Source organism: Bradyrhizobium sp. YR681, from assembly GCF_000282615.1.
Lineage (GTDB): Bacteria > Pseudomonadota > Alphaproteobacteria > Rhizobiales > Xanthobacteraceae > Bradyrhizobium.
Genome location: NZ_AKIY01000020.1, coordinates 1 through 23,311, shown reverse-complemented (window position 1 = coordinate 23,311; position 23,311 = coordinate 1). Strand labels below are relative to the sequence as shown.

The window sequence follows — 23,311 nt, the reverse complement described above, 5'->3', positions numbered from 1 at the left end:
CGAAGCGACCGGCCACCACCCTCGCGTAAGCTTTGCACGGCAGATTACGGGGCGGACCCCCTGCCGGTGACCCATGGCCGATACCCTAGCTGCTAGCCTGCCAACCCCGCGACGACTCGGGGCGGACGCCTTTTTCGCGGGCGGGATCGTGGCCATGCTCACGATCCTGTTCCTGCCGATCCCGCCGATCCTGATCGATCTCGGCCTCGCCGTCTCGATCGCACTGTCTGCGCTGATCCTCATGGTCGCGCTGTGGATCCAGCGGCCGCTCGATTTCTCCGCCTTCCCGACCGTGCTCCTGATTGCGACGATCCTGCGGCTGGCGCTCAACGTCGCGACGACCCGCCTGATCCTGTCGCGCGGCGGGGAGGGGGAAACCGCAGCGGGTCATGTCGTCGCCGGCTTCTCGAAGTTCGTCATGGGCGGCGATTTCGTCATCGGCCTGATCATCTTCGCCATCCTGGTCACGGTGAACTTCGTCGTGATCACCAAGGGCGCGACGCGTATCGCCGAAGTCGGCGCGCGCTTCACGCTGGACGCCATTCCGGGCAAGCAGATGGCGATCGACGCGGATCTGTCCGCGGGCCTGATCGACGACAAGGAAGCCCAGCGTCGGCGCCGCGAGCTCGAAGAGGAGAGTTCCTTCTTCGGCGCGATGGACGGTGCCTCGAAATTCGTCCGCGGCGATGCCATCGCCGGCCTGATCATCACCGCGATCAACATCTTCGGCGGCATCATCATCGGCGTGACCCATCACGGTTTGACGCTGTCGCGCGCCGCCGACGTCTACACGAAACTCTCCGTCGGCGACGGTCTGGTCACGCAGATGCCGGCGCTGATCGTGTCGCTGTCGGCGGGCCTTCTCGTCTCCAAGGGCGGCACCAGGGGGTCGGCGGAGCAGGCCGTGCTGCGGCAGCTCGGTGGCTATCCGCGTGCGGTGTCGGCGGCGTCGTTGATGATGTTCGTGCTCGCCATCATGCCCGGACTGCCGATGGCGCCCTTCGTGTTGCTCGGTGGCATCATGGCCTTCGTCGGCTACTCGCTGCCGAAGCGGCAGGCGGCGCGGGAGAAGAAGGAGGATGCGCGCAAGGCCGACGAGCGCGCCCAGGCCGACGCCAAGGAATCGGTCAAGGAATCGCTCAAGACTGCCGAGATCGAGCTGGCGCTCGGCGGCCACCTTTCGGTCCATCTGCTGGGCTCGCGCACCGAGCTCGGCCACCGCGTGGCCAAGATCCGCAAGAAGTTCGCCAAGCAATACGGCTTCGTCATTCCCGAGATCAAGCTCACCGACAATCTGTCGATCGATCCGAAGGGATATCAGATCCGGATTCACGACACCCGCGTTGCCCATGGCGAGCTCAGGCTCGGCGAGGTGCTGGTGCTGGTCGACAAGGACGGCAAGCCCGACGTGCCCGGCGAAGAGGTGATCGAGCCCGCCTTCGGCATGAAGGCACTGTGGGTGACGGAGGCGTTCACCGACGAGGTCAAGCGCCAGGGCTGCAAGCCGGTCGACAATCTGTCGGTGTTGCTCACGCATTTGAGCGAGGTGCTCAGGGCGAACCTCGCCCAGCTGCTGTCCTACAAGGACATGCGCGGGCTGCTCGACCGGCTCGATCCCGAGTACAAGCGCCTGGTCGAGGATCTCTGCCCGTCGCAGATCTCCTATTCCGGCCTGCTCGCGATCCTGAAGATCCTGCTGGCCGAGCGCGTCTCGATCCGCAACCTCCACCTGATCCTCGAAGCCATCGCCGAGATCGCACCGCATGTGCGGCGTTCCGAGCAGGTCGCGGAGCACGTGCGCACGCGTCTTGCGCAGCAGATCTGCGGCGACCTCTCCGACAACGGCGTGCTCAACGTGGTCCGCCTCGGCAATCGCTGGGACCTTGCGTTCCACCAGAGCCTCAAGCGCGACGCCAAGGGCGACGTCGTCGAGTTCGACGCCGATCCCCGCCTGATCGAGCAGTTCGCGACGGAGGCCAGCGCGGCGATCCGCAAGTTCACCGAGAACGGCACCAGCGTGGTGCTGGCGGTGACCCCCGAAGCCCGTCCCTATGTCCGGATGATCCTGGAGCGGGTGTTCCCGACATTGCCGATCCTCTCGCATGTCGAGGTCGCGCGCAGCGCCGAGATCAGAGCGCTCGGAGCCATATCGTGATCAGCAGCCTCACCGACAGCGTGCTGGTGACCTTCATCGTGTTCTGCCGCATCGGCGCCTGCCTGATGTTCGTACCCGGCTATTCCAGCGTCAACGTTCCGGCCCAGATCCGCCTGTTCGTCGCGCTCGTCACGACGTTTGCGTTGACGCCGATCCTGATCGCGGTCCTGAAACCGCTGACGGAGAACGCGGCGCCGCTGACGCTGGCGCTCCTGATCGGCTCCGAGGTCCTGGTCGGCAGCGTCATCGGTCTCGGCGGACGCGTGTTTTTCCTCGCGCTCCAGACGATGGCGACGATGATGGCGGGTGCGATCGGGCTGAGCAATATCCCGGGCACGCCGGTCGGAGACACCGATCCGGCGCCGGCTCTGGTGCCGCTGATCATGGCGTCCGTCACGACGCTGTTCTTCATGACCGACCAGCACTGGCAGGTGCTGCGCGGGCTGATGAACTCCTATGACGTCTGGCATCCCGGCGACCGGCTCGGCGGCAACATGGCGCTGGACCAGCTCGTCGGCCGCCTGTCGGAGGCGTTCGTGCTGACGCTGCGGATCACCAGTCCCTTCATCGTCTATTCGGTCATCGTCAATTTGGCGGTCGGCCTGATCAACAAGCTGACCCCGGCCATTCCCGTCTACTTCATCTCGGTGCCCTTCGTGCTGTTCGGAGGCTTCCTGCTGCTCTACCTCACCAGCGACGAACTGCTGACGCAATTCATGCTCGGCGTCTCGTCGTGGCTGGCGGAATGAGCGGTCATGAAGTCGCGCGCGGACAAGCTCGGTCGGATGGTCTCGCTGGTGAAGCTCCAGCTCCGGCTGGCCGAATGGCGCCTCGCGCATCTGCGGCAGCAGGAGCAAAGCTTGCAGGTCGAGCAGGAATGGCTGGTCGGCACCCTGAACGAGGGCAAGCCCCCGGCGGGTTCGTCGAGCGAATCGATCGCGCGGCGCCTCAACAGGACGAGCGTCGGCGCGCGCGCCGTGAAGGAGCAGGCGTCGCGGCAGCTCGACCAGGTTCGCTCGGAGACCCGCCGGGTGAAACAGCTCGAGGAAGTCGCCAAGGCGGCGCTCGCGGACAAGCTTCGCGACGCCGAAAAGCGCTCGCTCGAGGACATGACGGGAACAAGCCTTACCGTGCGCGCGTGGACGCCACGGCCAGCCAGCCGGAACAAGACATGATCGTGACAGCGACTCCCGACCTCGTTCTCGACGTTCTCGAGGCCGCCGACCCCGTTGCGCAGCGCGCGGCGACCGCGAAGCTCGATGCGCTGAAATCAACGGGCGCCGATTTCGCGGCGTCGATGGACGCGGAGGTCGGAAAAGCCAAGGCGGCGACCGCCGATCAATCCGCGCCGAAGGTCGCGGAGACGCAGTCGACTGCCGTGAACGGCGCACCGGTGCAGGTGATCAAGGCGCCGGCGTCCGGCGAAGTCTACCGGAAGTTCGAAGCTTTCATTCTCCAGACCTTCGTCGAGACGATGTTGCCGAAGGAGTCGGAAGAGGTCTTCGGCAAGGGCACGGCCGGCGGTATCTGGAAGTCGATGCTGGCGGAGCAGCTTGGTGCCCAGCTGGCAAAGGGCAAGGGCATTGGCATTGCCAAGCAGCTCGCTGCCGCGCATCCGACGGGGCCGGACGCGACGGGCAAGGCCGGATCATGATCCGGGAATGGGTGACAGAAGTTGAGGGGTGAATTTCCTATGCAGGCACAAGATGGCGCGGCGGCCCTGGTGATGGAGCAGCCGGTCGTGGACATTGAGGCGACGCCGATCGAGGCGGCATCGAGCGATGCGCTGTTGCCCGTGCTGCTGCCGAATCCCGGCGGCGCGGTGATCGACGGCACCGAGGCGGTGAAATCGGACGAGGTGCGCGGCCTGCTGGCGGCAATCCGCCGGCTCGAGAACATCGTCGAGGAGGAGACGGCGGCGCTTGCGACGGGCAAGAAGATCGATTTCGACGATTTCAGCGCCCGGAAGAGCCGCAGCATGCTGGAATTCGTCCGCCTGATGCGGGCCCGGATGCATCTCGGCGCCGAGGTCGAGGTCACCGAGGAGATCCAGCGCTTGCGCGAGAAGCTCGAGCGCAATCGCTCCCTGCTCGAGATGCATTACGACGCGGTGCGCGAGGTCGCGGCCATCATCGTCAGGGCGATCAAGGATGCCGAGTCGGACGGCACCTATACCGGACGTACAACGCAGGGCGGAAAATGATCAGAGTCGTGCTGGCCGGCCTTTGGGTCTGCATCCTCACGGCAGGCACGAGCTACGCCGTGGCCTATTGGAAGGAAAACGGCAGCCTGCTGCCGGCCAAGGACGCATATCTCGAGGGGCTGCAATACCAGAAGACGCGGGCGCTGAGCGTGCCCATGGTCGAGAACGGCAGCGTGCAGGGCTACATCGTCGCCCGCTTCGTCTACACCGTGGAAGCCAAGGTCATGCACCAGCTCAACGTCCCGCCGGAGCCCTTCGTCGTCGACGAGGCGTTCCGCAGGATCTATGCCGACGACCGCCTCGATTTCAGGAAGCTCGCCCGTTACGACCTCTCCATCCTCACGACCGCTATCAAGCAGCGCGTCAACGAGCGGATGCAGGCCGACGTTGTCCAGGACGTCCTGGTCGAGGACTTCAACTACGTCTCGAAGGAAGAATTCCAGTCGAAGCCGTAGGCACCGCCGGTCAAGCGCGACACGGTGTTCCGGAATGATCATGCCCGAATGAAAGCCTGAGGCGCGATCCCCATCGCTCTGCGTCCTGCTGCGGCCGCGCCGGCGCTGCGAGACCGGTCGTTCCGCCATCCCTCCCCTGAAAGTGCAACGGCCTCTGCGAAGGACTTCGCAGAGGCCGTTGTCGTTTCCTGGCGGTGCTCCGCCGCGTCAGTTTCCGGCGGGATAGGCTGCCGGGGCGGCATGTGCCCTGTTGAGGAGGATGCCGACCTCATCGAGCTCCTGCATCGTCTCGTCGATGGTCTCGCCGGCCGGGATGTTGAGACGGTACCCGACGTAGCGCCGGGCCACGATCGCGTCGAAGCCGAGGCGGTCGCGGAGTTTCTTGCGCAGCTTGCTGACGTGGCTCTCGATCACGCTCTCGTCGAAGGTGGACTCGAAGATGCCGTAGACCGCGTTGAAGATCTGCGTCTTGGTGATCCACTTGCCGTGATTGCTGACCATATATTCGAGGATGCGCAGTTCGCGGCGGGGCAGGGTGAGGGCGTGGCCCGCGATCTCGGGGTCGCGCCCGTTGAAGAAGACCTGGATCCTGGTCTCGCAGGGCCTCGGCAGCTCGCCCACCCGGCGGCGCGCGATTGCGGCCGTTCGGGCAAGGATTTCTCGCAGGTGAATCGGCACGTGCACGACGTCGTCGACGCCCGATTCGAACAGCTCAAGCGTGTTTTTGAGCATCTTCTGGCCGCTCATGGCGATGATCGGCGCCGAAGAGCGCTTGCGCATCGCCCGAGGCAGGCTTCCGCGTGCGTCGCAATCCCCGAGGAGGAAGGCGTCGACCGCGGCCAGGTCCGATTCACTTGCAGATTGCAGCCAGTCCCAGAATTCTCCGGAGGAGAATCCGATCGACGATACGCCTTCGCGAACCAGCCCTCCGACGTAGCTGTTCGCGACGCTCTCGCGATCATCAACGATAATATACATCAGTCTTTCGCCCCTGTTTCGCACTTGTTGCGGCCGGTTGGCTTGTTGTGATGCCCGGCTCGGCAACGATGCTGTTTGACGACATTCCTTCCCGCGAACCGTTGTTATGGTTTCGATATTCGCGGGCAGCCCTACGCATTCAGTGCCTGCGATTTCCGCGGGCCTGCTACTTCGACTCGATACTGAACGCTTACTGCGTGAGGCCCGGCGGGTGTCTTACGGATCACCTCGCGGGGCGGATTGAGACAGCGACCTAGAACAGTTGCGCCAAGTTGCTTATCGCGTCCGAACGCTACCGAACTTTGTCGATCTCCTCGCCAACTGGCGAGAATCACTTGAGTAGGACCGTAACAATTGCCGATTTCCGATCAAGCGCGCGCAACAAAGCGATTGCTATGTGTGTTTGATGCTGTTGGTTTGTTTCGAGTTGTTTCTTTGTATATTCAATCGCATCAGTTGATTTGGATTTCGAACTAGTTTTGCACCGTGACGGTTCTATAGTTCCGCATCCCCGTATAATCACAGCTATTTTGGGTGGTATTGCGAGTCATGCACAGGGAGGGGTTTTCAACCCCGGATTGACTCTTTCCACTGGATGTCCACATGCGACAATTCGACTCATGTACGGGAACACGACTCCAGCTTGGCGAAATCTTGGCGAGTGTGTGTCTTTCGAGTCGCACTCTCGCCACGTGCGTGACGCGTTCGACTCATGTGACGTCGCATTGCGCGTGACGAAAAGTTTTCGATGCGCACGTTTCAGGCAAGCTTCGGCAAATAACGTCACCGTTCGACAGATCGAACCGAACGGAGCATTTTCACATGTTGTCCGATGGACAAGCTCGTCCCAGCGCGACCGCTGATGTTTCCGCGGCGGCGAAGCCGGCTCCGGACGCGCGCAATACAAGCACGACGCAAGCGGCCAAGCCCGCAGCAAGTGCAAAGCGTGTATCGGCGGCGGTGAGCGACGAGACGCTGGCGAAGGAGGCACTCGAAGGGCTGAAGCGCATTCGCGCCAAGGCGCGCCTCGACAAGATGGCGATACCCAAGCCTGCGCCGGTCGTGATCAAGCCGGCCGTGATCGTAGCCAAGCCGCCGCCGCCCCGGCCCACCTGGGTCGCGCCGCTGGCGACGCTGGCGGTTGCCGCGGTGCTGGTGGTGTGCGCCTGCACCGGCGTGATCGCCTATCTCACCACGCAGCCGGCCCAGAACAACGTCGCCGCCAATACGGAGATCAGGAATCTGCGCGAGACCGTCGCACAGCTGCGCAAGCAGGTGTCGGGCGTGTCCGAAAATCTCGACGGCCTGCGCACCGCGGTCGATCAATCGAGCAAGGCGACCAACGACCGCTTCGGCCGCTTTGCCGAGAACCTCGATCGCATCGAGCGGGTCAGCTCGTCCTCGACCGCGAAGCTCGACAAGCTCGCCCTGGCGCAGACCCAGGCGCCGGCGCCGGCAGTGGTGCAATCGCAACCGTCACAGGCGGCTCCGATGATGGCTTCGCTCGCGCCGCCCGAGATCACCGGCTCGGTGGTTCCGTCAGCGCCGCGAAAAGTGGTCAAAGGCTGGTCCGTCCGCCAGGCTTATGAGGGGATCGCGATCCTGCAAGGCCCGAACGGCGTCATCGAGGCGGTGCTGGGGCAACAGGTGCCCGGGCTCGGCCGCATCGAGGAGATCAGGAACGAGAACGGGCGTCTGGTGGTGGAGTCCAGCGGCGGTGTCATCTATTCGTCACGCAAGCCGACGACACCGTGATCGAAGGCCGCCTTTTATTGGCGGTGATGCTCGAAGCTGGTGCATAGCAGGTCGACTTCCGGCTCCGCGATCGGCGCGCGAAACAGGCGGCAGCTGAACTCGACCGTCGTCTTGCCGTCCGCATTGGTGCGATCCTCCCGGAGGAAGATGCATCGCTTGCAGACGTCGGTATGATGCCGCTGCTCGGCCGCGTCCGACTGATCCAGCACGTGGCGAAGCGCGTCGCGGAAGCGGATCTTGGCCTCGTCGTCGAGCACCGCGATCGCCTCGACGAGGACGTTGACGGGATCGCGGGCCAGGAACTTCTTGCCCTGTTGTGTGATGCTCAGCATCACCGACCGCTTGTCCTTGACCGAGCGCTTGCGCTCGATATAGCCGAGCCGCTCGAGCTCGCCGATGATGAACGAGGCGGTGCCGCGCGTGGTGCCGACATAGCTCGCGAGCGCCGAGGGTGTACGGGAGAACCGGTTGGCGCGGGAGAGAAATCGCAGCGCCATCCACTCGCGGTCGCGCAAGCCGTGCTTGGAGCCTTCGAACCACAGGATCCGCGCAACCTGCTCCAACAGTTCAATCGATTCGCGAGCCAAATTCATTTCAATTCCAGGTCGGATAAAGCTTTACTCAATTGAGCCTTGGGCAGCGCAATCTGGTGGACGACAATGATGCTCTCGGGCGCTCCTTCGTCCCGTGGCCGGACGGCAGAGCGCGCCTGGAAGATGTCTCTTCGTTTCCAAAGATGGAACTTCCGGCCGTGCAACTAGGGCGTCACAAAGAAAGTTCGAGTAAATCACACGGCTCAACTCTTCCGAAAATTTCAGTCAAATGACGGCGGATCGCCTGCAGGATTCCGATAGCGTGAGACCCCGAAGCAACATGATATGCTCTTGCGGCCACCGTGGAGGCCATTTGTTGCGGCGGAGCATTTCGAATTGCGCGAAGGCGTGGAGTGCCTGCAACTTCCGACCCTCCGGCATGCGGCGGGAGAACCGCAATTTTCAGTTAACGGATGTTGCGTCGCAGCGCAGCCACGCGGTTAAATCCCGCACACGATCGGAAGCCGGCGTCTGCGCAACAAAGGGATGAGGCCGGCAGCAGCGTCCTCGCAGGCTGGTGACTTGCGTTTCCGGGGCAATTATTGGCGAATGCGTCGCCCGTGGGGGCACCAGCATAGGCACTTGGAAGGGATAGGCCGATGAGCTTCGAAACCACCATGACATCCGACGTCGTCGGGCTGACAAAAGTCGCGCCGGTCTCGCGCCGCGGATTCATGAGCGCCACCGCGGCCGTCGCCGCCGGCTACACGCTTGCGGCAGGTCCGGTCCGCGCCGAAATCATCACGACGGACACCAGCGGCCTTCAGGCCGGCGACGCCAAGATCAAGGTCGGCTCGGAGGAGATGCCCGCCTATTTCGCCCGCCCCGCCGGCAACACCAAGGCGCCGGTGATTATCGTTGCGATGGAGATCTTCGGCCTGCACGAATACATCAAGGACGTGACACGGCGCCTCGCCAAGCTCGGCGCATTCGCGATCGCGCCCGACTATTATTTCCGCAAGGGCACCGATCTGACCAAGATTACCGAGATCAAGGACCTGCTGCCGATCGTCAATTCCAAGCCTGACGCCGAACTGCTGTCCGACCTCGACGCGGTGGTGGCCTGGGCGGGCGCGCAGGGCGGCGACACCGGCAAGCTCGGCATCATCGGCTTCTGCCGCGGCGGACGCACCGTCTGGGAATATGCCGCCCATAGCGGCACGCTCAAAGCCGGCGTCGCCTTCTACGGCACGGTGGTCGATCCTGCCAATCCGCTGTGGCCGAAGAGCCCGATGCAGCTCGCGCCCGAGATGAAGGCGCCGGTGCTCGGCCTCTATGGCGGCGCCGACACCGGCATTCCGGTCGCCCAGGTCGAGCAGATGAAGGCGGCGCTGGCGGAGAACAAGAAGACGGCCGAATTCAAGATCTATCCGGACGCGCCGCACGGTTTCCATGCCGACTACCGCGGCAGCTACCGCAAGGATGCGGCGGAGGATGCCTGGAAGCAGGCTGAGGCCTGGTTCAAGAAGCACGGCGTCTTGAGCTGACGCCGGATATCAAAGGGCGGCCGAGCGGCCGCCCTTTGTATTTCAGCGTACGGGTCTTACTTCGTCATCGCGCCATAGACGATGTCCTGGACCTGCTCGCGATAGTATTTGCGCAGCTCGCCCGGCGCGGCCGTTCCCACCACCACGACGAGTCGTTCCTTCGGGTCGCAGAAGAACTGCGTCCCGTAAGCGCCGTTCCAGGTGAACTCGCCGGGATTGCCGGGAACCGACGACAGCCCCTCGCCAGTGCGGACCGCGACCGCGAGGCCAAAGCCGAAGCCGGCGCGATGCGGCTCGATGTTCGCCACGTTGTTCTTGATCTCGGGACCGAGGTGATTGGTCGTCATGTGGTGCACGGTCCTTGGCGAAAGAATGCGCTGGCCGTCGAGCTCGCCGCCGTTGAGCAGCATCTGCCCGAAGCGGACGTAGTCGCCCATCGTCGCGAACGAGCAGGCGCCGCCGCAGTCGAACTGGGTCGGGGTGTCCAGCAGCTTGATGGCCTGCGGCTTGCCGGTGAGGGGATCGTTGGCAAACGGGCGGGCGAGGCGGGGACGCTGCGCGTCTGAGGGGTGGAAGGTCGCGTCCTTCATGCCGAGCGGCTGCCAGACATTGGCGGCGAGATAGTCGCCGAGCTTCTGCTCGCTCACCTTCTCGACGACCGCGCCGAGCACGTCGATCGAAAAGCCGTATTCGAACTCGGTCGAGGGCTGATGCGCCAGCGGCAGTTTTGTCATGCGGTCGATGAAGGCCTGGGTGTCGCCCTCGATCGCCGGTGCGACGCCGTCAGGATAGAGCCGCGCCACCGGGCTCGATGAGTCCGGGCGGCCGCCATACATTAATCCGGACGTATGCCGGTAGAGATCGTGAATGAAGATCGGGGAGGTCTGCGCCTCGAGCTTCAATGAACCGTCGGTCCCGGTCACGCCGACTTTCATGTCGGCAAAGCCCGGATAATAGTCGGACAGCTTGGCCTGGAGCGGCAACTGGCCCTTCTCCATCAGCGTCAGGCCCGCCACTGCCGCCATCGGCTTGGTCATCGAGGCCAGCGCAAAGATCGCATCGACCGGCATCGGCGTGCCCTTGTCCGGATCGAGCATGCCATAGGCCTTGTAGTGCACGAGCTTGCCGTCACGCGCCACCGCGACGACTGCGCCGGGCACGCGCTTGGCGGCGATCTCGCGCGCGAAGAAGCTGTCGAGCCGGGCAAGGCCCTGCTTCGAGAAGCCGGCGTCGTCAGGATTGGCTTCGGGCAGCGGTGCAGCGCTAGCCGCATTGAATGTGATGACGGCAGCCGCCGCCGCGATCATGGCGATCGTCTTGTTCATTGAATCCTCCCAGGACGCGAGCTCGTTATGCGGATGGCTCGCTCCCGCCTAGATCACGACCGCGACGGAACGAAGTCAAGCGCGGGCAGGGCATGTCTGGGACGCGCGCGGGACGCCGGAACCCTAGCGTCCTTCGCCGTCGCGCCAGAGCGCGTCAAGGGCTGCGCGGTAGGTCGGATACGCCAGCGTGACGCCGAGCTCGCGTTTCAATTTCGCATTGGAGACGCGGGCGCTGCTGGCATAGAAGCTGCGCGCCATCGCCGACATCTCGGCGGTCGCGAACGGCTCTTCCGGCGGCGGTGCGACGCCCATCAGCTCTGCGGCATAGGCGATCACGTCCTGCGGCGGCGCGGGCTCGTCGTCGCAGACGTTAAAGATGCCGCTGGCCTCGTGACGAACCGCGGCCATGATCGCGCTGGCGATGTCGTCGGCATGGATGCGGTTGAAGACCTGTCCGGGCTTGATGATGCGCCGGGCCGTGCCAGATCGCAGCGTCACCAGCGCATTGCGGCCGGAACCGTAGATGCCGGCAAGCCGAAGGATCGCGACGCGACCATATGCGGTTTCCGTCCAGGCCTGCTCCGCCGCGAGCCGTTGTCGGGTGCGGTCGAAGGTGGCGAGCGGTGGCGTGCTCTCGTCGACCCATGCGCCGCCATGGTCGCCATAAACGCCGATGGTCGAGAGATAGACGACCTTGCGCTGGCCCGCCGCCAGCACGTCGCCGAAGGCCGCGAGGGCGGGATCGCCTGCGCTGCCGGGCGGGATCGATACCACAAGGACATCGGCGTCGCGGACCAGCTCGATCGTCTCGCGCGCGGGAGGATTGCCGGAAAAGGCGTGAACCTCGATGCCGGCGAGGTCGTCCCGCGTTCCGGGATCGCGCACGGTGCCGGCGATGTGCGAGAAGCTGCCACCGAATTTGCGGACGAAGTGCCGGGCGCTGTAGCCGAGGCCGAGGATGAAGAGCCGCATGCGTCTCCCGTGCAGGTCGGAGTTCCCGTCGCGCCAGCTGCGCGCCCCTGCTCATAAGAGATTTTTGGGTCCGGCAAAAGATATTGCGATTTTACTCGGCTGCTGTCCCGGGTGATGGTCGGTCATGCAGGCAGAAGCGGCCACCATAGTGCCATCCGGCGCGGCAGAGCTGATCCGGCGCGCGGCTGCGCTGATCTTTGATGTCGACGGCACGCTGGCCGAGACCGAGGAGCTGCATCGGCGGGCCTTCAACCACGCGTTTGCGCGCCACGGTCTCGACTGGCATTGGGACCGCGCCGCCTACAAGGACCTGCTGCGGGTGACCGGCGGCAAGGAGCGCATCCGCGCCTACCACACCAGGCAGTGGATCGCGCCGCCCTTGTCGGACGCGGACATTGCGGAGCTTCACCGCGTCAAGACGGCGCATTATGCGGAGCAGATCGAAACCGGCTGCTGTGCCCTGAGGCCTGGCGTGGCGGAGCTGTTGGCGGGCGCCAGGGCGCGCGGCCAGCGGCTTGCGATTGCGACCACGACCTCGCACGGCAACATCGATGCGCTGCTGTCGCAGGCGCTGGGAGCGCGCTGGGCGGCGGATTTCGATGCGGTCGTCGCCGGTGACGATGTGCCGCACAAGAAGCCGGCGCCGGATGTCTATCTCGACGTGCTGGCGCGGCTGAAACTGAAGCCTTCGGAGTGCGTCGCGATCGAGGATTCCGGCAATGGGCTGATCTCTGCCGCCCGGGCGAACATTCCCGTCATCATCACGCGCAGCATGTTTTTCCGGGATGACGACTTCGCCGGGGCGCAGGTCGTGCTGGACGACCTGTCGGAACTCGGAGGCTCAAGACAAAAAACTGGAAAACAACCCCATGCACAGTAGATCACGCCGGCGTGAGGGTCATCGTCAGTGCACGCGGTGGCTCGCTCTATCGTCCTCGGCCTGCTCGACAATCTGGGCGATCGGGCTCGACTGGTGATGCACCAGGCGCCAGCCGTCGCCGACGCGGCGAAAATGGTTGGCCGCGGCCAAGGCGGTGCCGTCGACGATCTCGATGCAGAGCACGCGGGCGCTGTCGCCGTCGACGATGGCCTGCGGTTCGGCGCAGGTGATCTGCGGCCTTTCAGGATTTTGCAGGATGTCGCGCCAGCTTCCGATCACGGTGGCGCGGCCGATGATCGCCGGCCAGCCGGGATGGATGCAGGAAATGGCGTCGTCATCCGCCCACATCTGCTCCATGCCGTCGAAGTCGCCCTTTGAAAAGGCGGCGTAGAAGGCCGCATTCGCGGCGATGACCTTGCTGTCCTTTGCCATGCCTCTCGGGTGGGGCAATGACAGGCAAAAATCAAGCGCGACTTCCGTTCGATGTTGCGTTCGATTTTGACCGCAGTGCAGCATTCACTGCGCTGCCTGCTTTGTAATCATGCCGAGACCAGCGTCTCCACCGCTCGCCGCGCACCGTCCTTATAAAGACGGCTGAGCGCGGAGGTCACGGCTTGCCGCAGGCGGGGTTCGGTGCCCAGCGGTCCGAACACTTTTTCGACCCCGAGCAGCGCGGGCGCGAGCCGTTCGGCCACCGGACCCGCCTCGCGCGCCAGCACCGCGAATTCCGCGGCGAGCGGATCGCGCACGTCGATGGCGCGGCCCTGCTCGTCTGTTGCGGCGACGTAGCGCATCCAGCCGGCGACCGCGAGCGCGTGGGTTGCGATCGGCAGGTTCCTGGCCAGCCGATCCTGCATCGCGCCGAGCAGGCGTTGCGGCAGCTTTTGCGAGCCGTCCATCGCGATCTGCCAGGTGCGGTGATGCAGCGCCGGGTTGGCAAAGCGCTCGAGCAGCGAGGCGCGATAGGCGGCGAGATCCGTGCCAGCGGGCATCGTCAACGTCACCGCGGCCTCCTCCATCACCCGCGCGGCCAGCCGCGCGAAATGCGGATCGCGCATGGTGTCGGCGATGGTCTCGTAGCCCGCGAGATAGCCGAGATAGGCCAGCGCCGAATGGCTGGCGTTGAGCAGCCGCAGCTTCATCAGCTCGAACGGCTTGACGTCGGTGACGAGCTCGACGCCGGCGGCGCCAAGATCGGGCCGGCCCGCTGAAAAACGGTCCTCGACCACCCATTGCGTGAAGGGCTCGGTCATCACCGGCCAGACGTCGCGCATCCCGAGCGCGTTCGAGACTGCTTCCCGGTCGGCGTCCGTCGTCTCCGGCACGATGCGATCGACCATGGTCGAGGGGAAAGCGACATGATCCGCGATCCACTTGCCGAGGTCCTTCGAGCGCAGCGCCGCGAACTGCGTCACGATCCGCTGCACGGTGTGGCCATTGGCGGCGAGGTTGTCGCAGCACAGCACCGTGAAGGGCGCTAGCCCCTGGGCCCGCCGCCGCGCCAGCGCAGCCACCATGAAGCCCGGCGCCGAGCGCGGCGCGTCGAAATTGTTGAGGTCGTGCACGACATCAGGATGCCGCTCGTCGAGATCGCCGGTCTGCGGCGTGTGGCAATAGCCTTTTTCCGTGACGGTGAGCGAGACAATGCGGATGGCGGGATCGGCCATCCGCTCGACCAGCGCCATGGGCTTCTCGCGCGCGACGACGCTGTCGAGCAAAGCGCCGATGATGCGGTGCTCGGTGCCTTCGGCTGATCGTACGGCGACTGTGTAGAGATGATCCTGCGGGGCGAGGGCGTCGCGCGTATCCGGGCTGCGCAGGCTTGCGCCGATGATGCCCCACGACGAGCTGCCTGCGGCGAGGCAATCGTCGATGACGACGGCCTGATGTGCGCGATGAAAGGCCCCGAGGCCGAGATGCACGATGCCGGACGTCACGCGCGAACGGTCATAGGCCGGGCGGCGGACGCGAGGTGCCAGCCGGTCGAGATTGGCGCTGCCAAGCCGCATGGTCGTCTCTCCCTGTGATTGGCCGCTGCTTGACATGGCGCCCGTATCAGGTCAATGCTCCGGTCAATTGGTAAGGCCAATTATCCAAAATTGGCGGGCCGCGGGTCTGGACGACCCCGCGCGACCCTTTCGGGGAGGACCAGCGTGCCGCTGGAAGCTGTGGAGGCGAGACGGCTCTATCGCCAGGTCGCCGATCAATTGCGAAGCCTGATCGACAGCGGCGAGTACGCGGTCGGCAGCCGCTTGCCGACCGAGCGCGAGCTCGCCGAGCAGCTCAGGATCTCGCGGCCGACGGTGCGCGAAGCCCTGATCGCGCTCGAGGTCGAAGGCCGCGTCCGCATCCGTGTTGGCTCCGGCATCTACGTGATCGACCCCGCGGATGCCGCGCCCGCGCCGCCCGCCGCCGGCATCGAGGGTCCGTTCGAGCTGCTCCGCGCCCGCGAATTTCTCGAAGGCGCCATCGCCGAGCAGGCCGCACGCGTCGCGACCAGGGACGATGTCGCCCGCATCGACGCTTCTCTTGTCGCGATGGAGAATGTCGAGCATCCCGGCGAGGCCTCGATGGTGCACGACCGCGCCTTCCATGTCGCGATCGCCGGCAGCCTCGGCAATGCCGTGCTGGTGCGCGTGGTCGGCGAACTGTTCGACCAGCGCCTCAATCCCTATTTCGCGCAGCTAGCGCATTATTTCGAAAGCCCGGGCACCTGGCGCACCGCGCTCGACGAGCACCGCGCCGTGCGCGATGCGATCGCGGCGCACGAGCCCGAAGCCGCGCGCGATGCCATGCGCAAACATCTGGCGCGGTCGCAGGAGCGCTTTGCGCAGAACTTCGGCACCGAGAACGCGGCCGGATCGTCCGTGGCACGGAGCCGGACTGCGCGACCTGCGGCGAAGACGGCAAAACCAAAACGAGCGCCGAAGACGCAAGCCAAAACTGGCGGTGCACGGCGGCGATGAAATTGGGCGGTCCGCACCCGGTCCGGGGGCGGGCGAACAAGAAGCAGACTTAAGTCAGTGGAGGATAAGTCAGTGTTGAAAAAAATGACGATGATGCTCGCGGTCTCGGCCGCCGCAATGTTTGCGACCACCCAGGCCGGCATGGCGCAGACCAAGCTCAAATGGGCCCATGTCTACGAGACCTCGGAGCCGTTCCACACCGCCTCGGTCTGGGCCGCGCAGGAGATCGGCAAGCGCACCAACGGGCGCTATACGGTCGACGTCTATCCGGCCTCGCAGCTCGGCAAGGAAGCCGATATCAACCAGGGCCTCTCGCTCGGCTCGGTCGACATCATCATCTCCGGCTCGAGCTTCGCGGCCAAGAGCTTTGCGCCGATCGGCGTGACCTACTATCCCTACACCTTCCGCGATGCCGACCATCTCCTTGCCTACACCAAGAGCGACATCTTCAAGGAACTCGCCAAGGGCTATGAGGACAAGAGCGGCCACCACATCGTCGCGGTGACCTACTATGGCGTGCGCCAGACCTCGTCGAACAAGCCGATCAAGAGCTGCGCCGACCTCAAGGGTCTGAAGATGCGCGTGCCCGACGTTCCGGCGTACCTCGCGATGCCGCGCGCCTGCGGCGCCAACACCGCGCCGATCGCGTTCGCCGAAGTCTATCTGGCGCTCCAGAACGGCACCGTCGAGGCGCAGGAGAACCCGCTGACCACGATCGAGGCCAAGAAGTTCTACGAGGTGCAGAAGCACATCGTGCTGACCGGCCACATCGTCGACCACCTCAACACCGTGGTGGCGGGTGCGCTCTGGAAGAAGCTCAGCGACGAGGACAAGAAGATCTTCACCGACGTCGCCCAGGAAGCCGCCGCCAAGGCCACCGACGAGATCAAGCAGAACGAGGCCAAGCTGGTCGCCTTCTTCAAGGAGAAGGGCCTGACGGTGACCGAGGTCGACAAGAAAGAGTTCAGCGAGATCGTGCTGAAGAACGTCCCGTTCGAGACCTTTGGCTATCGCAAGGCCGACTGGGAACGCATCCAGGCGGTGAAGTGACTGACGCTTGCTTCGCCCTAAGACCCTCATGGTGAGGAGCGCGGAACGCTCGTCTCGAACCAGGAGGGCCCCGGTGCCGCCCGGGGGCCATCCTTCGAGACGCTTGCTTCGCAAGCTCCTCAGGATGAGGAGCGGAGCAGGTTGACGCAGTAGAATTATTTCGAGGTTCCGGGTTCGACGCTGATGCGTCGCCCCGGAATGACGATTTGGAGAGAGGTAACCCTATGTCCACCGCCGAAATACACCGGCAGATCACCGCGGACGAGATCGCCCATACTTTCGAGGAGGAGGCGGCGCCGAAGGTCGATCTGGGCGTCTACGCCTTCGAGGACTGGGTGGCGCTGGCGATCTTCTGGGTGATGGCGCTCGCCGTCTTCCTCCAGTTCTTCACCCGCTACGTGCTCAACGACAGCTATGCCTGGACCGAGGAGATCGCGACCTATTGCCTGATCGGCGTGGTCTTCATCGGCTCCTCGATGTGCGTGCGGCTGTCGCGGCACATCCAGGTCGATTTGATCTACCGTTATCTGCCGCGCCTCGTCGCGCGCGCGCTGTCGACGGCGATCGATCTGATCCGGATCGCCTTCTTCGGCTACGCGATCAAGCTGGTCTGGGTCTACATCCAGATCATCGGCGATGAATCGATGACCACGATCAATCTGCCCAAGGACTACGTCTACTACGCCGTGCTGGCCGGCTTCGTGCTGATGTTCCTGCGCTCGGTGCAGGTGGCCATCCAACATTTGCGACAGGGCTACTCGATCCTCGAACGTCCCGGCGCCTACGACGGTTATGAAGGGTAATCCCATGTTGCTGTTGCTTGGAGGCTTTCTCGTCCTGATGCTGCTCGGCGTTCCCGTGGCGATTGCCATGGCCGCGTCGTCGCTGCTCTACATCCTGGTCAGCGGCGTGACGCCCGATGTCACGCTGGCGCAGCGCATGATCGCGGGCGTCGAGAGCTTTCCGCTGCTCGCCGTGCCGTTCTTCATCCTGGCCGGCAATCTCATGAACATCGCCGGCGTCACCGGCCGCATCTACAAATTCGCCGTCGCGCTGGTCGGCTGGATGCGCGGCGGCCTCGGCCACGTCAACATCATCGGCTCGGTGATCTTCTCCGGCATGTCCGGCACCGCGATCGCGGACGCCGCCGGTCTCGGCACCATCGAGATCAAGGCGATGAAGGACCACGGCTACTCGACCGAGTTCTCGGTCGGCGTCACCGCGGCCTCGGCGACGCTCGGGCCCATCATCCCGCCGTCGCTGCCCTTCGTGATCTACGGCATGATGGCCAACGTCTCGATCGGCGCGCTGTTCCTGGGTGGCGTCATTCCAGGCATTGTCCTGACCCTGTTCATGATGGCCACGGTCACCTATTTCGCGCACAAGAACAAATGGGGCAGCGACACGCCGTTCTCCTGGCCGCAGCTCGGCTCGGCCGGCCTCGAGATCGCCATCGTGCTCGCGTTTCCGATGGCGATCTGGCTGATGGTGCTGGCCGGCCTCTCGGTCAACATGGCGGTCGTGATCGGCCTCGGCACGCTCCTCCTGATCGACTGGTACTTCGACTTCTCGGCTGTCATGGCGCTGATGGCGCCGGTGATCCTGATCGGCGGCATGACGCTCGGCTGGTTCACGCCGACCGAAGCTGCCGTCGCCGCCGTGATCTGGTCGCTGTTCCTCGGCCTCGTGCGCTACCGCACCATGACCTTGAAGACGGTGGCGAAGGCGACCTTCGACACCATCGAGACCACGGCCTCGGTGCTGTTCATCGTCACCGCAGCCTCGATCTTCGCCTGGCTGTTGACGGTGTCGCAGGCGGCGCAAATGCTGTCGGACTGGATGCTCAGCATCACCCACAACAAATGGGTGTTCCTGGCGCTCGCCAATGTGCTGATCCTGTTCGTCGGCTGCTTCATCGACACCACGGCGGCGATCACCATCCTGGTGCCGATCTTGTTGCCCATCGTGCTCAAGCTCGGCATCGATCCCATCCATTTCGGCTTGATCATGACGCTGAACCTGATGATCGGCCTGCTGCATCCGCCGCTCGGGATGGTGCTGTTCGTGCTCGCCCGCGTGGCAAAGCTCTCGGTCGAGCGGACGACGGTGGCGATCCTGCCCTGGCTGGTGCCGTTGATGCTCGCGCTGATCGCAATCACCTACATTCCCGAACTGACCCTCTGGCTGCCTAAATACATGGGACTCTCCAAATGACCTCGACCGCTTTCGCCGCAACCCTGTTCGGCCCCGAAGATCTGCGCATGGTCGAGCATCCGCTCGACAGGCTCGCCGACGGCATGGTGCGCATCCGCTTCGGCGCCGGCGGCATCTGCGGCTCGGACATGCACTACTTCCGCCATGCCCGCACCGGCGACTTCGTGGTGAAGTCGCCGCTGGTGCTCGGCCATGAGATCTCGGGCGAGGTTGTGGAGATTTCCGGCTCCGCCGCAAACCTGAAGGTCGGCGATCGCGTCGCCGTCAATCCGTCGCGCTGGTGCGGCCATTGCGTCGCCTGCCGCGAGGGCCGGCCGAACCTCTGTGAAAACATCTACTTCATGGGCTCGGCCTCGAAGACCCCGCATATGCAGGGCGGCTTCGCCAACTATTTTGACGCGATCCCGGCGCAATGCGTGAAGATCCCCGACCATGTGTCCTATCAGGCCGCAGCACTGGCCGAGCCGCTCGCGGTCTGCCTGCACGCGGTCGCGCGCGCCGGCAACATCGAGGGCAAGCGCGGCATCATCTTCGGTGCCGGCCCGATCGGGCTGCTGACCATGCTCGCGGCGCACCGTTCCGGCATGGCGGACATCACGGTGGCCGACATCGCATCGGCGCCGCTCGCCTTTGCGACCCGGCTCGGCGCCTCTCACGTCGAGAACGTCGTAGGCGGCGAAGAGGGACTGAAAGCCCAGGCGGCTTCGCGTCCTTACGATGTCGCGTTCGAGGTCTCTGGCACCGCCGCGGGGCTTGCCAGCGCCATCGGCATCGTCAGGCGCGGTGGCGTCGTGGTGCAGATCGGCAATCTGCCGGGCGGTCAAATCCCGACGCCCTCGAATGCGGTGATGGCCAAGGAGATCGACCTGCGCGGTTCATTCCGCTTCGGCTTCGAATTCATGACGGCGGTGGAATTGATCGGGGCCGGCAGCGTCGACGTGCTGTCGCTGGTCACCGCCGAGCGTCCGTTGTCGACCGCGCCCGATGCGCTGCGGCTGGCGCTCGACCGCTCGCAGAGCGTCAAGGTCGTGCTGACCGCGAATTGATCGGAGGGTACGCGCATGATGCTAGAGGGATGGCGCTGGTACGGGCCCGATGATCCCGTGTCCTTGGATGATGTCAGGCAGGCCGGCGCGAGCGATATCGTCTCGGCGCTGCATCAGGTCCCGATCGGGGAAGCCTGGACGCGCAAGGCGGTCGAGGAGCGCAAGAACTTCATCGAGAACGGCCAGCCCGGCCGCTCGCAGCTGACCTGGTCGGTGGTGGAATCGATTCCGATCCCCGATGACGTCAAGCGTCTCGGAGGCAAGGCGACGAAGTCGATCGAGGCGTGGATCGCGAGCCTGGAGGCGGTCGCCGCCGCCGGCATCAAGATCATCTGCTACAATTTCATGCCGGTGGTCGACTGGTGCCGCACCGATCTGGAATGGGAGCTGCCGAACGGTGCCCGCGCCATGCGCTTCGACCAGGACCGGTTTGCCGCGTTCGAGCTGCATATCCTCAAGCGCCCGGCGGCCGTGCAGGAATATTCGCCCGAGCAGCAGGCGCGCGCCAAAGCGCTGTTCGAGAAGATGAGCCAGGCAGATATCGACTATCTCGTCATGGTCATCGCCAGCGCGCTGCCGGGATCGACCACCGAGCCGATGACGATCCCGCAATTCCGCGACCGGTTGGAGACCTATCGCGACATCACGCCAAAGATCCTGCGGCAGCATCTCGCCGAATTTTTGGGGCAGGTCGCACCGGTCGCCGAGCAGCTCGGCGTGTCGCTGACGCTGCACCCGGACGATCCGCCGCGGCCGCTGTTCGGCCTGCCGCGCATTGCCTCCAGCGCCGAGGATTACCAGGCGCTGTTCGACGCGGTGCCGTCGAAGGCCAACGGCATCTGCCTGTGCACGGGATCGCTCGGCGTGCGCGCGGAGAACAACCTGCCTGAGATGGCTGAACGTTTCGGCCCGCGGATCGCCTTTGCCCATCTGCGCGCGACCAAGCGCGAGGCCGACGGGCTGACGTTCCACGAGTCCGATCATCTCGACGGCGACGTCGACATGGTTGCGGTGCTGAAGGCGCTGCTGAAGGAGAACGCGCGCCGTTCGCCCGACAAGAGGATCGTATTCCGCCCCGATCACGGCCACCGCATGCTCGACGATCTCGCCGCCACCAAGCGTACCAATCCCGGCTACACGGCCATCGGCCGCCTCCGCGGCCTCGCCGAGCTCCGCGGCGCGATTCGCGCGATCGAGCATCGTTAGAGACAAAAGCTCTATCCACGTCATTGCGAGCGTAGCGAAGCAATCCAGAATTCCTCCGCGGAAAGACTCTGGATTGCTTCGCTACGCTCGCAATGACGTGGAGGGAGAGGTGCCTCGTTTCAACCTTATCCTCTTAAGCGGGAAGGCAGAATACGTTCCGGGACACGCAAAGATTGTCAAAGCTCCAGCCATATGCGAGACTGGTGCCATTCCGTTTTCGTTCGACGCATTGCAGCAATAAGCCATTTAGGAGCTTGATGTGAGCATCCTGGTCGAGCTTCCTCCCCATCAATATGACCGGCTGGCCTTTGCAAAATTCAGCGAGACGTCGGCCGGCTTCGATCTCGACACCGCTCGCGCGATGATGTGGATGTCGCAACTCGCCTACGAGACCCATGTGCCGGACACGATCACCCGGGTCTCTCCGTTCTGGGATCTGTCCGGCGTCAAGCTGCTGAGCCAGCCGGCGCAGTCGACGCTGCCGCTGACCGACACGCGCGGGATTGTTGCCAACAAGGGCAACGCGACCATCGTCGCCTTCGCCGGCACCGACCCGCTTCATCTCCTGAACTGGGTCAGCGATTTCACGCTCGGCCGGCCGAAGGCGCCCGTGCACCAGGGGTTCGTCGATGCGGCGGCGGCCGTGTGGGACGAGGTGAAGAGCGCATTGACGGCAGCGCTGGCGCGCAAATCACCGATCTTCATCACCGGGCACAGCCTGGGCGCCGCGATCGCGGTGGCAACTGCGGACTTCGCGCGGGAGCAGCTCCAGCTCGCCGACGCGCAGATCTATCTTTACGGCTGTCCGCGTGTGGGCCGCGACGATTTCGTCGCCCTCTACAACGGTACGTTCGGCAGGACGACCTATCGTCTCGTGCACGGCACCGACATCGTCCCGACCGTGCCTCCGCCCGGGCTCGGCTTTCATCACGTCGGCCGTTATCTCGCCTGTGCACGCGGCGCCAAATTCAGCGCCGGCCAGCTCACGGCAGCTGTCGGTTCGGATGAGCCAATGGCGAATGCTGGAATTGGCGAGCAGGTCCGCAATCTGCTCAGCGGCGTATCCGAGAACACGCGGTCGGATGTCGTCGGCAGGCTGACGGTGCTGCTGCCGCCGGGAATCGGCGATCACCTGCCCGATCGTTACTGCGCCGCGCTGACACCCGCTCAGTAACACGCCGCCATGGCACCAAGTTCGGGGTAGAGCTTGTCGATCGCGGCGATCTCGCTTCGCATCTGCGCGATGATCCAGTCGCGGATCTCGGTGGCGATCGGGCGCATCGGGCGGTTGCGCGGCGGCAGGAACTCGCAGATGCGGCGCGTGGTGGTGAGGGTGTCGGAGGCCGGCACCAGCGCGCCGGTCAATAACCAGTGCGAGGCGACGGTGAGCCAGCCGAGTGCGATGCCCTGTCCGAGCAGGGCCGCCTGCACCACGACGGCATAGTCGGTGAAGCTCAGGGCCTTGGCTGCGCCCCGGCGTCCGGTGAGAAGCGATGCGTAATCCGCGGCCCAGTCGCCGGGCGTCTCGGCGAGGCGGATGATGGTGTTGCCCTCGGCAGGGTCGGTCTCGCCGAGATAGCCGGGGCTGCACATCGGCAGCATGACTTCCTTCATCACCAGCGTGCCGCCGGACGACGGCTCCTCGCGATCGCGAAAGCGCATGCCGAGGTCGACATTCTCCACCGGACCGCGCAGCGCGCCGGAGATCAGCTGGAAGCGCAGGTCGACCTGTGGAAATTGCCGCTGCAGCTTGTCGATGCGCGGCATCAGCCAGTGCGTGGTGAAGGCGGAGGACACCGACAGCGTCACCGTCTCGGTGCCCTTGCGCCGCCGCTCGATCTCCACGAGCCCGCTTTCGATGCTGCGAAAGCCTTCGAGCACGCGGCGATAGAGCAGCTCACCCTCCTCGGTGAGCACCGCGCGGCCCGCCTTGCGATCGAACAGGCGGACGCCGAGATGCTCCTCGAATTGTCCGAGCATGCGGCTCACGGCCGGCTGCGTGACGTTCAGTTCGGCGGCAGCCGCC

General features: G+C 64.7%; 23 protein-coding genes. 16 read left to right on the top strand and 7 right to left on the bottom strand.

Annotation, left to right across the window (positions count from 1 at the left end; genetic code table 11):
- Nucleotides 1–73 precede the first annotated feature (73 nt).
- Genes flhA through PMI42_RS03465 form a run of 6 tightly spaced genes read left to right on the top strand, consistent with a single transcriptional unit; the run spans nt 74 to nt 4,813 of the window.
- Entirely contained in the window at nt 74–2,155 is a 2,082-nt protein-coding gene (gene flhA, locus PMI42_RS03490; RefSeq protein ID WP_035964403.1) for a flagellar biosynthesis protein FlhA, read from the top strand.
- Nucleotides 2,152–2,904: a flagellar biosynthesis protein FliR gene (gene fliR, locus PMI42_RS03485; RefSeq protein ID WP_008130647.1), complete on the top strand. Its 753-nt coding sequence runs from the start codon at nt 2,152–2,154 to the stop codon at nt 2,902–2,904. Before flhA ends, fliR begins: the two co-directional genes overlap by 4 nt.
- Nucleotides 2,905–2,910: 6 nt before the next feature.
- Nucleotides 2,911–3,330 (top strand): hypothetical protein, encoded by a 420-nt coding sequence (locus PMI42_RS03480; protein ID WP_008130646.1) that lies wholly within the window; start codon nt 2,911–2,913, stop codon nt 3,328–3,330.
- Entirely contained in the window at nt 3,327–3,809 is a 483-nt protein-coding gene (locus PMI42_RS03475) for a rod-binding protein (RefSeq protein ID WP_008130645.1), read from the top strand. The genes PMI42_RS03480 and PMI42_RS03475 overlap by 4 nt, the downstream gene beginning before the upstream one ends.
- A gap of 39 nt (nt 3,810–3,848) precedes the next feature.
- Nucleotides 3,849–4,358: a hypothetical protein gene (locus PMI42_RS03470; protein ID WP_008130644.1), complete on the top strand. Its 510-nt coding sequence runs from the start codon at nt 3,849–3,851 to the stop codon at nt 4,356–4,358.
- Nucleotides 4,355–4,813 (top strand): hypothetical protein, encoded by a 459-nt coding sequence (locus tag PMI42_RS03465; RefSeq protein ID WP_008130643.1) that lies wholly within the window; start codon nt 4,355–4,357, stop codon nt 4,811–4,813. Before PMI42_RS03470 ends, PMI42_RS03465 begins: the two co-directional genes overlap by 4 nt.
- 207 nt (nt 4,814–5,020) lie before the next feature.
- On the opposite strand, the gene PMI42_RS03460 is transcribed toward PMI42_RS03465, so the two are convergent.
- Nucleotides 5,021–5,791: a response regulator transcription factor gene (locus tag PMI42_RS03460; protein ID WP_008130642.1), complete on the bottom strand. Its 771-nt coding sequence runs from the start codon at nt 5,789–5,791 to the stop codon at nt 5,021–5,023.
- Between the two features lie 822 nt (nt 5,792–6,613).
- Here PMI42_RS03460 and PMI42_RS03455 point away from each other — a divergent pair.
- Nucleotides 6,614–7,546, top strand: a complete 933-nt coding sequence (locus PMI42_RS03455) for a hypothetical protein (RefSeq protein ID WP_008130631.1) — start codon at nt 6,614–6,616, stop codon at nt 7,544–7,546.
- Between the two features lie 14 nt (nt 7,547–7,560).
- Here the strand turns inward: PMI42_RS03455 and PMI42_RS03450 are convergent, their stop codons facing one another.
- Nucleotides 7,561–8,139, bottom strand: a complete 579-nt coding sequence (locus PMI42_RS03450) for a MarR family winged helix-turn-helix transcriptional regulator (RefSeq protein ID WP_008130628.1) — start codon at nt 8,137–8,139, stop codon at nt 7,561–7,563.
- A 599-nt stretch (nt 8,140–8,738) separates the two neighbouring features.
- Here PMI42_RS03450 and PMI42_RS03445 point away from each other — a divergent pair.
- The gene (locus tag PMI42_RS03445) at nt 8,739–9,626 is read left to right on the top strand and encodes a dienelactone hydrolase family protein (RefSeq protein ID WP_008130627.1); all 888 of its coding nucleotides are present in this window, start codon (nt 8,739–8,741) and stop codon (nt 9,624–9,626) included.
- Between the two features lie 56 nt (nt 9,627–9,682).
- Here the strand turns inward: PMI42_RS03445 and PMI42_RS03440 are convergent, their stop codons facing one another.
- The gene (locus PMI42_RS03440) at nt 9,683–10,951 is read right to left on the bottom strand and encodes a serine hydrolase domain-containing protein (RefSeq protein WP_008130626.1); all 1,269 of its coding nucleotides are present in this window, start codon (nt 10,949–10,951) and stop codon (nt 9,683–9,685) included.
- Between the two features lie 123 nt (nt 10,952–11,074).
- Nucleotides 11,075–11,923, bottom strand: a complete 849-nt coding sequence (locus tag PMI42_RS03435) for an SDR family oxidoreductase (RefSeq protein ID WP_008130619.1) — start codon at nt 11,921–11,923, stop codon at nt 11,075–11,077.
- Nucleotides 11,924–12,047: 124 nt separating this feature from the next.
- Here PMI42_RS03435 and PMI42_RS03430 point away from each other — a divergent pair, with 124 nt between their 5' ends.
- Nucleotides 12,048–12,803, top strand: coding sequence for an HAD family hydrolase (locus PMI42_RS03430; RefSeq protein WP_008130618.1), 756 nt, complete (start codon nt 12,048–12,050; stop codon nt 12,801–12,803).
- 24 nt (nt 12,804–12,827) lie between these two features.
- On the opposite strand, the gene PMI42_RS03425 is transcribed toward PMI42_RS03430, so the two are convergent.
- Together PMI42_RS03425 and PMI42_RS03420 are read right to left on the bottom strand one after the other, a co-directional pair.
- Complete coding sequence (locus tag PMI42_RS03425; protein WP_008130617.1) at nt 12,828–13,235, bottom strand: nuclear transport factor 2 family protein; 408 nt, start codon at nt 13,233–13,235, stop codon at nt 12,828–12,830.
- Between the two features lie 107 nt (nt 13,236–13,342).
- Entirely contained in the window at nt 13,343–14,812 is a 1,470-nt protein-coding gene (locus tag PMI42_RS03420) for a mannitol dehydrogenase family protein (protein ID WP_008130616.1), read from the bottom strand.
- Between the two features lie 144 nt (nt 14,813–14,956).
- Between PMI42_RS03420 and PMI42_RS03415 the strand changes: the two genes are divergently transcribed.
- The 7 genes from PMI42_RS03415 to PMI42_RS03385 all read left to right on the top strand — a co-directional run bounded on the left by PMI42_RS03415 (nt 14,957) and on the right by PMI42_RS03385 (nt 22,459).
- On the top strand, nt 14,957–15,769 hold the full coding sequence (locus PMI42_RS03415) for a FadR/GntR family transcriptional regulator (RefSeq protein ID WP_008130615.1): 813 nt from the start codon (nt 14,957–14,959) through the stop codon (nt 15,767–15,769).
- A gap of 90 nt (nt 15,770–15,859) precedes the next feature.
- Nucleotides 15,860–16,819 carry a sialic acid TRAP transporter substrate-binding protein SiaP gene (locus PMI42_RS03410; protein ID WP_035964399.1) on the top strand — a complete coding sequence of 320 codons (960 nt, stop codon included), beginning with the start codon at nt 15,860–15,862 and terminating at the stop codon, nt 16,817–16,819.
- A 224-nt stretch (nt 16,820–17,043) separates the two neighbouring features.
- The gene (locus PMI42_RS03405) at nt 17,044–17,622 is read left to right on the top strand and encodes a TRAP transporter small permease (RefSeq protein WP_008130613.1); all 579 of its coding nucleotides are present in this window, start codon (nt 17,044–17,046) and stop codon (nt 17,620–17,622) included.
- A 4-nt stretch (nt 17,623–17,626) separates the two neighbouring features.
- The gene (locus tag PMI42_RS03400; RefSeq protein ID WP_008130612.1) at nt 17,627–19,033 is read left to right on the top strand and encodes a TRAP transporter large permease; all 1,407 of its coding nucleotides are present in this window, start codon (nt 17,627–17,629) and stop codon (nt 19,031–19,033) included.
- Nucleotides 19,030–20,079, top strand: coding sequence for an L-idonate 5-dehydrogenase (locus PMI42_RS03395; protein WP_008130609.1), 1,050 nt, complete (start codon nt 19,030–19,032; stop codon nt 20,077–20,079). Before PMI42_RS03400 ends, PMI42_RS03395 begins: the two co-directional genes overlap by 4 nt.
- A gap of 15 nt (nt 20,080–20,094) precedes the next feature.
- A complete protein-coding gene (gene uxuA / locus PMI42_RS03390; RefSeq protein WP_008130607.1) occupies nt 20,095–21,285 on the top strand; it encodes a mannonate dehydratase in 1,191 nt (396 codons plus the stop codon).
- A gap of 259 nt (nt 21,286–21,544) precedes the next feature.
- Nucleotides 21,545–22,459 carry a lipase family protein gene (locus PMI42_RS03385; RefSeq protein ID WP_008130605.1) on the top strand — a complete coding sequence of 305 codons (915 nt, stop codon included), beginning with the start codon at nt 21,545–21,547 and terminating at the stop codon, nt 22,457–22,459.
- On the opposite strand, the gene PMI42_RS03380 is transcribed toward PMI42_RS03385, so the two are convergent.
- Nucleotides 22,453–23,311, bottom strand: an 859-nt coding sequence (locus PMI42_RS03380) for a LysR substrate-binding domain-containing protein (RefSeq protein ID WP_008130604.1), incomplete at its 5' end; no start/stop codon positions are given. The two genes, PMI42_RS03385 and PMI42_RS03380, sit on opposite strands and share 7 nt — an antisense overlap.